Source organism: Bifidobacterium sp. ESL0827, assembly GCF_052606685.1.
This window is the reverse complement of record NZ_CP199597.1, coordinates 254033-267087: the sequence shown is the minus strand read 5'-3', so window position 1 is coordinate 267087 and position 13055 is coordinate 254033. Positions and strand designations below refer to the sequence as shown.

12 protein-coding genes are annotated in these 13055 nt (G+C 62.3%); 1 reads left to right on the top strand and 11 read right to left on the bottom strand.

The genetic code is table 11. The features are described 5' to 3' along the window. Positions 1–29: 29 nt before the first annotated feature. The 11 genes from ACUIAI_RS01060 to ACUIAI_RS01010 all read right to left on the bottom strand — a co-directional run bounded on the left by ACUIAI_RS01060 (position 30) and on the right by ACUIAI_RS01010 (position 12530). The gene (locus tag ACUIAI_RS01060; RefSeq protein ID WP_110412474.1) at positions 30–749 is read right to left on the bottom strand and encodes a Crp/Fnr family transcriptional regulator; all 720 of its coding nucleotides are present in this window, start codon (positions 747–749) and stop codon (positions 30–32) included. A 124-nt stretch (positions 750–873) separates the two neighbouring features. Then, positions 874–2121, bottom strand: a complete 1248-nt coding sequence (locus ACUIAI_RS01055; RefSeq protein ID WP_445342335.1) for a lipoate--protein ligase family protein — start codon at positions 2119–2121, stop codon at positions 874–876. Then, positions 2103–3074, bottom strand: coding sequence for an NINE protein (locus tag ACUIAI_RS01050; protein ID WP_445342334.1), 972 nt, complete (start codon positions 3072–3074; stop codon positions 2103–2105). The genes ACUIAI_RS01055 and ACUIAI_RS01050 overlap by 19 nt, the downstream gene beginning before the upstream one ends. Positions 3075–3104: 30 nt before the next feature. Further along, on the bottom strand, positions 3105–4148 hold the full coding sequence (locus ACUIAI_RS01045) for a 3-isopropylmalate dehydrogenase (protein WP_254476880.1): 1044 nt from the start codon (positions 4146–4148) through the stop codon (positions 3105–3107). Positions 4149–4214: 66 nt separating this feature from the next. Then, positions 4215–6638: a S9 family peptidase gene (locus tag ACUIAI_RS01040; RefSeq protein WP_445342333.1), complete on the bottom strand. Its 2424-nt coding sequence runs from the start codon at positions 6636–6638 to the stop codon at positions 4215–4217. A gap of 7 nt (positions 6639–6645) precedes the next feature. Next, the gene (locus ACUIAI_RS01035; protein WP_254476878.1) at positions 6646–7836 is read right to left on the bottom strand and encodes an App1 family protein; all 1191 of its coding nucleotides are present in this window, start codon (positions 7834–7836) and stop codon (positions 6646–6648) included. Between the two features lie 10 nt (positions 7837–7846). Continuing rightward, positions 7847–8260, bottom strand: a complete 414-nt coding sequence (gene gcvH, locus ACUIAI_RS01030) for a glycine cleavage system protein GcvH (RefSeq protein ID WP_110412469.1) — start codon at positions 8258–8260, stop codon at positions 7847–7849. 39 nt (positions 8261–8299) lie between these two features. Beyond that, positions 8300–9898 carry a L,D-transpeptidase family protein gene (locus tag ACUIAI_RS01025; protein WP_445342332.1) on the bottom strand — a complete coding sequence of 533 codons (1599 nt, stop codon included), beginning with the start codon at positions 9896–9898 and terminating at the stop codon, positions 8300–8302. 87 nt (positions 9899–9985) lie between these two features. Beyond that, complete coding sequence (gene nudC / locus ACUIAI_RS01020; protein WP_445342331.1) at positions 9986–11023, bottom strand: NAD(+) diphosphatase; 1038 nt, start codon at positions 11021–11023, stop codon at positions 9986–9988. Continuing rightward, positions 11020–11877, bottom strand: a complete 858-nt coding sequence (locus ACUIAI_RS01015; RefSeq protein WP_445342330.1) for an alpha/beta fold hydrolase — start codon at positions 11875–11877, stop codon at positions 11020–11022. The genes nudC and ACUIAI_RS01015 overlap by 4 nt, the downstream gene beginning before the upstream one ends. A gap of 23 nt (positions 11878–11900) precedes the next feature. Continuing rightward, positions 11901–12530, bottom strand: a complete 630-nt coding sequence (locus ACUIAI_RS01010; RefSeq protein WP_110424936.1) for an NUDIX hydrolase family protein — start codon at positions 12528–12530, stop codon at positions 11901–11903. A gap of 171 nt (positions 12531–12701) precedes the next feature. Here ACUIAI_RS01010 and trxA point away from each other — a divergent pair, with 171 nt between their 5' ends. Next, a complete protein-coding gene (trxA, locus tag ACUIAI_RS01005) occupies positions 12702–13046 on the top strand; it encodes a thioredoxin (protein ID WP_110412466.1) in 345 nt (114 codons plus the stop codon). Positions 13047–13055 lie beyond the last annotated feature (9 nt).

Sequence of the window (13055 nt, the reverse complement as noted above, 5' to 3'; positions counted from 1 at the left end):
AGGCCGTCGGCTCTACCGAGCAGTGGCGTTCACATGCGCGAGCGTCGAATCAGCGGTCCTGGCTGGAAAATGATGATGGTGCGGCCCTTACGAGAGATCCATCCCCGGTTGGAGAAGTCCATCAGGGCCTTGTTGACAGTCTCCCGTGAGGCGCCAACCAGCTGTGCCAGCTCTTCCTGAGTCAGATCGTAAGGAACCATCAACCCTTGCTCGAAGGGTTCGCCGAAGCGTGTAGCCAGATCCAACAAGGTTTTGGCCAGGCGGGCAGGCACATCCAAGAAGACCAGGTCGGAGATACGCTCGTTGTCGGTCCGCAGGCGGTGGGCCAGCACCTGAAGCATGTCCACAGCCACCTTGGGATGCTGGTTGAGCCAGTCGAAGAGGGTATCGTGGTCCAGAGCCGCCACCTTGGTCTTGTTGACCATGACCACGGCCGAGGCTGTGCGCGGCCCGCCGGAAGGGTCAAAGACGGGAATCTCTCCCAGGATCTCCCCGCGCCCATGGATGCTGAGCAGCTGGATTCGGCGGTCGGGCGACTGGCGGACCAGTTTGACCCGGCCCTCCTCCAGCAGATACATGTGGTGATCGGTGTCACCCTGTCGAAAGACAGTGGAACCCTTGGCGAACGTGGACTCATGCATGGTGTCCAAAAGCTGATCGGCATCCTGCCTGGGAACTTGTTTGAATAGGGCGGTCTGCCTGAGGGCGTTCCCATCATCGGGAATCTCATTGGGCTTGTGAACCGCCATACTCCGCACTCCTTTTTGCCATGTCTGGCGGGTCTGCACCGACTCGCGTATGGTTGATGACCTCACGCCGGGTTCGACGCGACTGAGCACGATTATACCCACACACATCAACCCCCTTGCCTGGTCAGGCGATCTGGGCGGTCCACTCCTCACGGCCGTAGCGCTGCCCGGCCAAAGTACGGGCTCGCTGCTCAACCTCGGGCGCAGGCTTAGAGATGCGCAGATCCTCTACCAGGGAGGACAGGGTATCCAGAAGGGCATCGATCAGGGATTGACGGGACAGGCTGGTCTGCCTGTCGATGGGATCCACCCGGCTTCTGACCGAGGTTACAGCCTTGTCATGGAACTTCTCCGGGTCCACGTTGAGCACCTGGGCCATCAGGTCGGCATCCACCGAATAAGAAAGCGTGGTGTGGTGGAGCAACCCGCCCGGTCCGTAGGAGCCTGCTGGCAGCCTTCTCTGAGCGGCGCCCCCCATCTTGCCCCGCGGGGAGGCGATGTCATTCATGCCCTGCCAACCAGCCCGAATCCCTTGCATGCGCAGACCACGGACCAGCCAATAGTCGCAGATCCGATAGGAGTCGATCAGGTCGGTTCCTTTGACAAAGTCCAAGGGCAGATAGAGGGAATAGGTAATGGCCCGCTCGGGCTGAATGACCATGGTGCCACCGCCGGTGCAGCGGCGGACCAAGGTAAAGCCCAGACTGCGCGCCCGCTCTACGTGGACCTCTCTGCTCAGGGACTGGAAGCGCCCCAGGATCACCGCCGGTGCCGACCAGTTCCAGATGCGCAGGGTGGGTGGCAGCTGGCCCTGAGCCACGGCATCATTAAGAGCCTGATCCATGGCCATCTGCATGACCGGCTGACGTGGACTGTCCCTGATCAGGTCCAGTTTTAGGCCAGACCAACGGCGGCGGCATTCGGCCTCGTCCGGCTGAGACCGCCTGGAAGAGGTCTGGTCCGAGGCTGACGGCAGCTGGTCGGACTTCCCCTGTCTTTGGATAACCAACCCATCAGGCAGAGCGCGCTCCAGAGCGGTCACCAGGGTCCATGGGGACACACCGACTACCCGTTGACCGTCCCCTTCTGCCATGACCCTGTCCAGCTTTTCCAGAGCCAAACCAGGGTCCAAAGGCAACGGGAGGTCGCAGATTGCGGATTCCAGCCGGGATACCGGCCCATGAACCCCTCCGGATTCCTGAGAGGCTGACGGGGCTGGCTCAGCGAAGAAGTCGCCGTCAATCCTGCATGAGGAAATGACCGGGCGAGAGTCGAATCCCTGGCCCAGGGTCAGGGTTACGGCCGCCAGTTTGCCGCCCATCTGCTTGCCGACGCCGCGCAGACAGGCCGGATTCAATCCGTCAGCTCCCATCCGCGAGCGTCACGATGCCAGAAGGAGCCGGCCGAGGATGTCAGAATCAGGATGCCTTCGATAAGCCCCCAAATCATGGCGATGGTCGGCCCGATGAAGAAGAAGGGGAAGCCGATCAGGGTGAGCATGAGCTGAGCCACGCCCCGGCCGGTCCTGCCCAGGTAGAAGTTGCCCACGCCGAAGCATCCCAGAAAGATGCTGAGTAACCCGGCTGCCAGCTTGCTGTGCGGGGTGGGCGATATCGGGTAGGCTCCCCTGCCGTTGGGCATTGCCCCCGGATACCCGCCCTGGGGCATGACCGGGTAGGGCCAGGGCATGGAAGTCTGGGGAGGATACTGCCCGCCGGGATACTGATTGCCGGGATACTGGCCCATCGGGTATTGATTGCCCGGATACCCGCCCTGGGGGTATTGACCAGCCGGATACTGGCCGGGATAGCCCGGTCCCGGCTGATAGGGCCTTTGTGGATTCTGAGCGCCAGGATACTGTCCGTCAGGATAACGGCCATCTGAATACTGCCCAGCAGGATATTGCTGACCTATTGGATAACCGGCGGTCGGATACTGATTAGGCCGGTAGGGCCCCGTCTGATAGGCCCCAGGATTTTGGCCGCCATTCTGAGGGGCAAATGGGTATCCGGCATCGTACCTCTGCCCTGTCGGATACCCGCCATGGGGATACTGGCTAGTGGGATATTGACCGGCCTGATACGGATTCTGATTCCCGCCGCCAACGTCATGGCCCGCTGGATAGCCCGCAGTCTGCCGCTGACCGTCAGCTGCGCCTGGGCCAGGATGGTCCGGCTGCGCTGCACCGGCAGGGGTATCCCCGCCGACAGGATCCCGATGCTCAGGCGGTACCTGCGGGGATGGGGAGGTGCCGAAACCAGGATTTCCTGTCGGCGTATCGTTGGACTGCCGGTCGCCCGGCTGAGGGGCATCATCCATAGTCATGCCCTCCAGTCTAGCCGCCATCCGGCCCGATTACAGCTGGGCCAGAATATCCTTGCCAATCTGCTCCGTACTCCGCTGAGTGGAGCCGGACCGCTCGATATCGTCCTCCACAGCACGCTCAATGCTGGCCGCCTCGCTCTCAAAGCCCAGATGATCCAGGAGCATACCCGCCGAGAGAATGGCCGCCGTGGGGTTGGCAATCCCCTTACCGGCGATGTCAGGGGCGGATCCGTGGATGGGCTCGAACATTGATGGGTAGGTGCCCGAGGCGTTGATGCAGCCGGAGGCCGAGTAACCCACACCCCCCACCACAGCTCCCGCCTCGTCGGTGAGGATGTCTCCGAAGAGGTTGTCGGTCACGATCACGTCAAAGCGGCTGGGCTCGGTCACCATGAATATGGTGGAGGCGTCGATGTGCAGGTACTCACGCTCCACGTCGGGATACTCCTGGCCCACTTGATCCACCAGCCGCTGCCACATGTCCCCTGCGTTGGTCAGCACATTCTTCTTGTGGACCAGGGTCAGGCGGCGGCGACGCTTCATAGCCAGTTGGAAGGCATAGCGGATGACCCGTTCCGCTCCGTAAGCCGTATTGATGGAGACCTCGGTGGCCACCTCCTGGGGGGTGCCCCGGCGAATGGAACCGCCGGCCCCGGCGTAGAGCCCCTCGGTGCCCTCCCGCACGACTACGAAATCGATGTCTCCCGGATTGGCCAGGGGCGACACCACGCCCTTGTATAGCTTGGAAGGCCTCAGATTGACGTATTGATCCAGTTCGAAACGCATCTTAAGCAGCAGTCCGCGCTCCAGGATGCCGGCCTTGATCCGCGGGTCGCCGATGGCCCCCAGGAGGATGGCATCCTGCTGCTTGAGCCTGTCCAGATCCTCGTCCGGCAGAACGGCTCCATCACGAAGGTAACGCTCAGCGCCCAGATCGAAGTCCTCATAACGGATATCAGCCTTGCCTCGGGTCACCTTTTCCAGGACGGCTTGTGCCTGGGGTACGATCTCCTTGCCGATGCCGTCACCGGCAATGACCGCAATGTGATATGTTTTCTGCTTGCTATTTGTCATACCCCGAGCATAACGAGCCAGCCAAGGCCCTTTCATGACCCCGACCGAATCCCGGACAGACCAGGATCAGCGGCTTTCGGGGACCATGATGGACAGGCACCAGGCGTTCTCGAAGGCCAACTCCTCCCATTGCCGGTAACGTCCGCTAATGCCCCCGTGGCCTGCCTGGACCTCGATTCTGATCAGGGCATCGGCCCCCACCTGCTGTTCCTGCAGCCTGGCCACCCATTTGAGCGGCTCCACGTAGAGCACGCGGGTGTCGTTCATGGATGTGGTCACCAGGATGGCGGGGAAGTGGTCGCCGCCGAAGAGCCGGCGTCTACTATCAGCATCAGGAACGTTCTCGTAAGGCGAGTAGGAACGCATATACCGGTAGACCTGTTGATCATGCAGGGGGTCTCCCCACTCGTCCCATTCGGTCACGGTCAGCGGCAGGTCGGGGTCCAGGATGCTGGTCAGCGCATCCACAAAAGGCACATCCGCCTCGATGCCGGCATAGAGCTGAGGGGCCATATTGGCCACGGCCCCCATCAACAGCCCGCCGGCCGACCCGCCGTTGGCCACGGTATGACGGGGATCCGCCCAACCCTGAGCCTGCAGAGCGGCAGTGACGTCGATGAAGTCCAGGAAGGTGTTGACCTTGTGTAGCCGGCGGCCCTGCTCGTACCAGGCGCGGCCCATCTCCCCGCCGCCGCGCACATGTGGGACGGCGTAGAGCACTCCCCGGTCCAGCAGGCTGAGCCGACCGGTGGAAAAGCCCGGGTCCTGGCTGATTTCGTAAGCCCCATACCCGGTGATGAACATGGGGGCAGACCTGTCCGGATCCTGGTCCGGCCAAGGACGGCGCTCGGGATGGTCGGGAGCCTGGATGACCGTGTCATCGGGCCCGGTCCTCCCGCTGGCGTCCAGCGCCGGATGCATGCCCCGCCGCCAGACCAGCGAGACCGGCACTAGGGCCCCATCCCTGACGCGGACCAGAATTCGACGCTCGGCGTAGCGCTCGGGTTTAAAGTCGCCTAGAACCCGAGCCCGCTTGAGCAGCCGATCCACACTCCGGACTGGATCCAACTCCCGCAACTCGGCTGGGGTTCCATAGCTGCCCCGGATGTAGCGCAGCCCGGGAGCCTGGTAGGAGGGGTTGTCCGTGGGGCCGATGCTGTAGAGACGGTCAATGCCGTTCTTGGCCCGGTCGGGCAGGACCTCACGGAAGCGCCAGGGCCGGCCCGCCCGCAAATCCTCCAACGCCTGGTCCTTGGCGATGACGGCCATGTGGGGCAGGCTGTCGGCCCGGTAGGTCAGGACCACGAAGCTGCGGTGGATGCCCAACCCTTCGATGCCCAACCCGCGAGCGCCCTGGAGGATGGCGGGATTGCCCGGGTCCCGATAAGGCTTCTCGGGCGGCAGAGAGGACAGGTCTCCGGAGCCTTCGCAGCCATAGGGGCTGCCCTGTGCCAGCCGCACCCCCTCTCCCAGGCGGAAGGGCGGACGGTGGCTGCGCAGATCGATCAGGTCCACCTCGAAGTTGGGGTTGTCCACGTTGTGGTAAACCACAGCCACCGGCAGGTCCTCCCCCGCCGGACCGGCATTTTCGAATCGGGCCAGGCTGATGTCGTACTCGACCCCCTCCTTGCGGGGGATCAAGGGCACAAACTCCCCCTGCGGATCCTTCAGGTCCAGCATGAGCACCTCGCTGGTGGTCTTGGACCCGGTGGCAATCAGCATGGCGGATTCGTCGTAGCTCAGGCCCAGCCCCACCCAGAAGCGCTCATCGTCCTCCTGGTAGACCATGACATCCTGATCGGCCGAAGTGCCCACCTTATGCCTCCAGACCGTGTCCGGACGCCAGGCCTTGTCCAGGCCGGTATAGAAGACCCAGCTGCCGTCGGGGGTCAGCACCGCCCCGGAGGAGACCTGGTCGATCCGATCAGGCATGTCTCGGTTCTCGGCCAAATCCCGGATGCGCAAGTCGTAGCGCTCATTGCCCCTGGTGTCCAGTCCATAGAGCATCCACCGGCCGTCGGCGCTCAGATCCAGGCACCCCAAGGAGAAAAAGTCATGCCCTTTGGCCTCAGCGTTGGCATCGAAGATAACCTCCTCGCCCGGCATGGACCCAGGCGCTGCATCAGCCTGGACAGCAGGAGGGTCCCAGTCATCCTGGTCACGCACCGGCAGGCGGCACTGCACCCCATACTCCTGGCCCTTGAGCGTTCGGGAGAAGTACCAGTATCCATGCATCCGGGTGGGTACCGACATGTCGGTCTGCTGTACCCGGTCGGTAAACTCCTTGAGCAGGGTGGCCCGCAAACCCTCCTGACCGGCAAGCCGTTCCTGGCAGTATCGGTTCTGATCACGCACATAGGCCTTGGTGGCCGGATCCTCCCGGTTGCGCATCCACTCATAGGGATCCTCGAAGTGATCACCATGGAAGCATCGATCAGTGGGACGGCGTTGTGCACGAGGAGGAGCGGAGTTGACGGCCGAAAAACTCATGGGGCGATTATATTCTGGCGCGACGACGCAGATAGGGTAGCAGGGTTCGCATCAGGTTGGCGCCCGTGGTCCCAAAGAAGACCGGCACCTCCGTCACTGGCATCGGCTGTGTGGCAGTGCGCTTGACCAAGGATCCCAGTCCGGTCTCCCGGGGGCTCAGCTGGCGGATGCCAATAGCCAGGACCCGGCCCGGATATTGCCGTACCACCTGGGCAAAGGTGGAGGGGTCGCTCTGCCCGTCATCGCCCATGAGCACGAAGCGCATCTCGGGAAAGTCGGCCATCAGCTGACGAATGAACTCCATCTTGTGCTGCACGATGGAGGGAACGAAGGTCTTGGGTCTGGGATCCAGATCCCGCAGCAACAAGGGGCCGGCCGGAAAGCCATGGTCACGAATGAATCCACGTATAGACCCCTCCACATTCCAGGGCGAAGCTGACAGATAGAAGAAAGGCATCCTGGGGTCTAGGTCACGGATGCGGTTGTAAAGAACGGCCATGCCCGGCACCGAGGACCGGCGGTGGGGGTCTGACAGGAGCAGGTTCCAGGCAGCCTTCCAATGATTGGGCACCTGGCTGATCATGATGGTGTCGTCCACATCAGAAATGACGCCGACAGGAGTCTGGCCGGGCACAATGTACAGAGGCGCATCAACGGGCCGGCGGCCCCGCACCTGGTAGGAGACCCGGTGCACGCCTGGGGTCAGCCTATGCTCAGCTACCAGATCCAGGTAGCCCGATCGGTCGGAGAAGACCGCATCCGCGCTCAGGCTGCGGCTGGGATCGACGGCATCGTAAACCGAGGAATCACCCACCTGGACCCTACCGATAGCCGTACTGTCGATCGCCAGCCTGACCCTGGTCCTGGGCGCGGGCACAGTCAGCAGGCCACGAATGCCACGAATGGCCGGATCCTCGCGTCTGCGGCCGTCGGTCAGAATGGTGCGGCAGATCAACCGGGAGTATGACTCGGTACCGTAGCCCACATAGGGTTGAACGTCGGCCGACCAGCCCAGACGTCCGGTCATATTAATGGACAGCCCCACCCATAGGTCGAAAGCACCGGTCAACAGTCGCCTCAGCAGACGCACCGGAGCCGGTCTGCTCTCGATGCCCTCTCCGGGCGCAGCTGAATCGAAGGTGGTGCTGACCGGTCGGACCTGAAGGGGCCCTTCATTGCGACCGAATCGCCTGGTCATAACTGGACCGTCAGTTCAGGCTCTTCAGCAGCTGACCATACTCCTCGGCGCTCATCAGATCGGGCTCGTCGTCCTCCAGGTCGATCTTGGCTATCCAGCCTTCCCCATAGGGGTCGGAGTTAATGACTTCCGGATCGTCCGAGGCTGCCCTGTTGACGTAGGCGATGGTGCCCGCCACCGGGCAAACCACCGGCTCAACAGCCTTGGAGGACTCCAGCTCGATGACCTCATCGCCAGCATCGACGTGGGTACCAGTCTCGGGCAGGTCCAGAAAAACCAAGTCTCCCAGCTGGTCCGCCGCATACTCGGTCACACCCATTGGCGCCGGGGACTGACTGGGGTCGATCCAGACATGATCCTGCGAATATCGCAGGTGTTCGGGCACATCCAGACGGGAAGTTCCATCACTGTATTCATCGCTCATGGTTCCAGCCTACTCGGCCGTCTGCCGGGGCAGGTGCTCCTAGCGGGCCGGGCCCGACGGAACCTGCCCCTCCACCTTGACCATGGTCCCAATTGGGGCGTTGTCAAAGATCCACTTGGCGTCTTGTTCATACATGTTGATGCAGCCATGAGATCCGTATTGGGCAGGGTCGCCCTTGGCAATGCCGCCATAGTTCCAATTGGCCGTGTGGAAGCCCTCGCTGCCGTTGTAGTAGGAAACCCATTTGACATTGGGCGAGACGTAGTCATCCCCGCGCATAGTCTGGACCGCGTAGCGCACATTGATGAAGAAGGTGCCGGTGTCGGACCATTTCCCGTTATCGGGCTTTCCTGAGCATATGGGGAAGGTCTTGACCTGGGTTGTGCCGTGGTATGCGGTGGCGGTCTGGTCACTGAGATTGACCTGAATCCAGATGTCGCCGTCGGGCACATCGTAGCGGGCCACCCTGGTCTGCTCCTTGTGGGGCGTGATCTCGGCGCTCGCCTGGACCGGGTTCGTGTCGCCCTCCTCCAGGGCCTTGACGACCAGGTCTGCCGTGGCGGACACATCCGTGACCCGGACACCGTCCACTCCCTTGGTGGTCTCGGCCACCACATCGCCCTTGGTGTTCTTGACGTTGACGGCGGTGACCATATCCCGGTCCAGCTGCCGGGCCAGCTCCTGGTCCAGATACTGCTTGATGGCCTGCCGATCGAAGCCAAGCTCCATGGTCCCCTTGTCCAGATCGGTGACCGGCTTGACCCAGGTGGCCACGGTGGCTGCCGGGACGGTCATGTGGTCATCATCAGCACCCCTGATGACCAGGTCCTTGGCCAGTCGTTGGTTGGCTTGAGAGGCCACCTTATTGGCGGTGTCCAGGCTGATGGGCATGGTCACGTCCTTATAGACCAACCCTACGGCCAGATGCCTACCAGGCTTATCTATCAAGGAGGAGACGGCACCCTGCACCCGGCCCAGATCAGGCGCCTTGCCTCCGCGACCCTCCTGGGCCCGGAAGGCGTGTGCACCTTGATCGAAAACAATGGTGGAGGGAACAGACCGGTCCTGGCGGGGAATGAAGCGTTCTGTCAGGTACTTGTCCATAGCCAGCTGATCCTGCTCGGCCACCAGCGGCACCGACTCGCCATGGAAGGGGTTCAGCCGGGAGAGGCCTGCGGAGCCCTTGGCATTCATGATCTTGGTAACCGTGGCATCCGAATCCACGCTTACCCCCAGATCCTTCAGTCCCGCCCGAGCGGTGGTGCCTTCACCTCTGAGTTCCACCTGGGAGTCACGTACCTGCTGATCGACGATCTGCCTGACCTGGTCTTTGGTCCGACCCATCATGACCTGCCCTCCCAAGGTGACGCCAGGGGCCACCCGATCGCGGAAGAAGGCACGAACACCGAACCAGCAGCCTACGAGAATCAGCACAGCCAGAAGCAACAGGGCCAGGATGGTGCGTCCTCGATGACCGGTTGAAGGAGTCTTATGGGTTGCGCCAACACCGAAAGCCTGATCTGCTTGTTCGTCGGCGAACAAGTCCACAGGGTCGGGCCCGTTGCCGGTTGTCGGCGGCATGGTCACAGTTTCGGCCTGGTCGACATCATAGATACGAGGCTCTTCTTGCCCCTCCATGGCCATAACACACCTTTCGCTGCTGACAGTTCCTTGAAATATCTTACGACAAGACCAGGTCCGAAAGCACAACACCACCCCAATGAATCAGAGCTCGCTGCCGTACCACTGCTCAATCATGTACCTGGCCACACTGGCCGCCTGGGGTATGCGCAACCGGCCCGAGGCCAGAGCAGCTCCGAATTCCTCCCGTGTGAACCAGTCGGCCTCATCAGTCTCCTGACCATCCACCCGGATATTCGTATTCAGGGACCTGGCTCTGAAGGCCACCATCAGCGATGAGGGGAAGGGCCAGGGCTGGGAGCCCAGGTACCGCATCTCCCCCAGGTTCAGGCCCACCTCTTCCAGGGTCTCCCGCCGGACTGCATGCTCCAGATTCTCCCCAGCCTCGACGAATCCAGCAGTGATCGAGCGAAAGCCAGGAGCCCACTTCCGGTTGTGCTGGAGCAAAAGCCGATCACGGCCGTCCACCACGGCCATGATCACTGCGGGCTCGATGCGGGGAAAGAGTGTGTGTTTGTCCCCGGATGCATTCCCCTGGCAGATCTGAGCCCATCCGGCCTGGCAAGGATGGACCAGTGCACCACAGCGAGGGCAGAAGGCCTGGCGTCCATGCCATATGGACAAAGCGACCGCACAGGTTGCCAGGCCCACCTGACGCGGACGGCCATGAGGGGCATACTCACGCAGGGCAAGCCAGTCAAAACGCTGATCCGCGGCCTGAGCCAGGTCACGAAGAGGGGCCTGGACAGTCCCACGTGCACAGGCAAGATCCAGATCCAAGGCCAGCCAGGCCTGCTGGTCGACCCTCCCCAAGTAGTAGCAGGGCGGCTCGAGCTGGTCCGTCGAGCCCGCCAGAGGACCTCGCAAATATGCAGCAGGCAGGGTGGCCAGACGGATGCTGGCCCCAGTGCGGCCAGCCAAAGCACCCTTGCCCCTGGGTACGGCCACCCTGTCGCCCCGCACCAGGATGACGCCTGTGCCGTCCTGGTCCAGCAGGTGGTCAAGCAGCCCTGGCTGTTGACGCGATGCCGTGTCGTAGTCAACATCCCCCTGAGCCAAGGGCAGAAAAGGCAGGGGTCCGGTAAGGGCCAGCGGGGAAAAGACCGTCCCAGAATCGCTCATGACTGCCTCCCCACGCGACGAACCAGGTCCAGCAGGGCCGTGGCCACCTGATCTGGATGCTCGACAGCGCTGAAGTGGCCGCAGTCGTCAATGGCGGTAAAAGTAACGTCGGTTCCGGCCTGACGCATGGTCTGGGCCAGCGGCTCCATGGTGCTTGGGGGGCTGGAGGGATCGCAACGGCCGCTGACCAGGGCCACGGGCACTCTGATGCGGCCGACCAAATCGCTCTGATCCGGACGGCCTGCAGCCATCCGCTCCCGCCAAGCGATGCCCCGAGGATCCTGGGACTGTATCCATTCGGTCATGGTCTGCACGAAGGCGGGCGAACGCTTGACCGTGGAATCGCCCTCCTGGGGACTGGCGAAGTGCATGACCGGATCAAGTGTCCCCTCCACCTCACAGGTTCGGGCGATCTGCAGCCGGTTGGCGCGAGAGGCCGGACGGTCAGCCATCAATGTGGTGTCACATAGGGCCAATCCGGCCACCATCTGCGGATAAAGCCTGGCTACAGCCTCGACCAGATAACCTCCCATGGAAAGTCCGACCCAGATGGCCTTCTGCGCTCCCGTCGCGGCAAACATGTCCGCAAAGGCTTGAGCCATGGCATCCAATGCACCAGGCAGGGCGCCATCAGAATCTTCCGGACCACAGGAAGCCGGCCCAGGCAGGGGACAATCGCCAGCTCCGGGCATATCTGGCGCATAGACCGGGAAGGGGCCCATACCCGCACGATCCGCCTGGGCAATCAGCGAGGCCGCGCACCGATCCCACATGTGGTGGTCCACAGGGAAAGCATGGACCAGGACCAGCGGCAGCCCCTCCCCACGACGATATACGGTATTGGCAATGGTCATGCCCGCCTCCGAGGATTCGCGATTCACAGTGCACCGGCCCAGGTCAGGGCGCCCATCAGCACCTTGCCATGCCCGCCGGGCATCTGGCTCATGAAGGACTCCAGCATGTCCCCCTTGGGATCGATCCACTCCACATCCAGGGTCTCGTCCTGGGGCTTGCAGTCCCCGGCCACCGGCACCAAGTAGCACAGCGCGATGGCATGCTGGCGCGGATCGTAGTACTCCGAAACCCCTGGCGTGGGGAAAAACTCAGCCACGGTGAAGGGCTGGGGGCTGGCAGGCAGCATGGGCAAAGCCAGCTGTCCAAGATCCTTGGCGATGTTTCTGGCCAGAGCCTCTCTGATGGTCTCGTGGTAGAGGATCCGTCCGGTGATCAGGGTGCGCTCGATGTTGCCCTGATCATCCACGCGCAAAAGCGTACCCACCTGGGTGACTGCACTCATGTCATCCACGCGAACCGGAACTACCTCCACATAGGGCATGGGCAGGCAGCGCCGAGCACGGTCGATGGCGTCACGATCCAGCCATCCGGGGGGATTCGAGCCCGAAAAACCCCGATTGAAGTCCTCTGGGGTAATGTGTGAGAAGGCGCCACGGTCGCGATCGGCATCGAAGTCGTCATCATCGGGAATCTCATCGTTCAGCACTGGCATGGCTCCATTATCCGCACCACTCTTGACCGCCCACGGGACCCCGGCGGACATCTCCACCCAGAGCATATTCGGGCGCTTTCTCCAGCCTTGATGGAATGCTGATGATTGAAAGCGGTTGCTAAGCACGGGAGCTTCCCGCGCGACAGTCAAACTACTTCAAGGAGCGTTATCATGGCCACCACGACTATTACTTCGGAAAACTTCGAGCAAACCATCAAGGACAACGACCTGGTGCTCATTGACTTCTGGGCCACCTGGTGCGGACCCTGCAAGGCCTTCGGCCCCATCTTCGAGAAGGCTTCGCAGGCAAACTCAGACATCGTCTTCGGCAAGGTGGACATCGACCAGAACCAAGATCTGGCCGCGGCCGCCGACATCCAGGCGGTCCCCACGCTGATGATCACCAAGCAGGGCCAGATTATCTTCAAGCAGGCCGGTGCACTCAGGTCTTCGGATCTGGACGACCTGATCGATCAGGCACGCAAGGCCGATCTGTCAACCCCAGCACAGGCCTGAGTCAGTCGA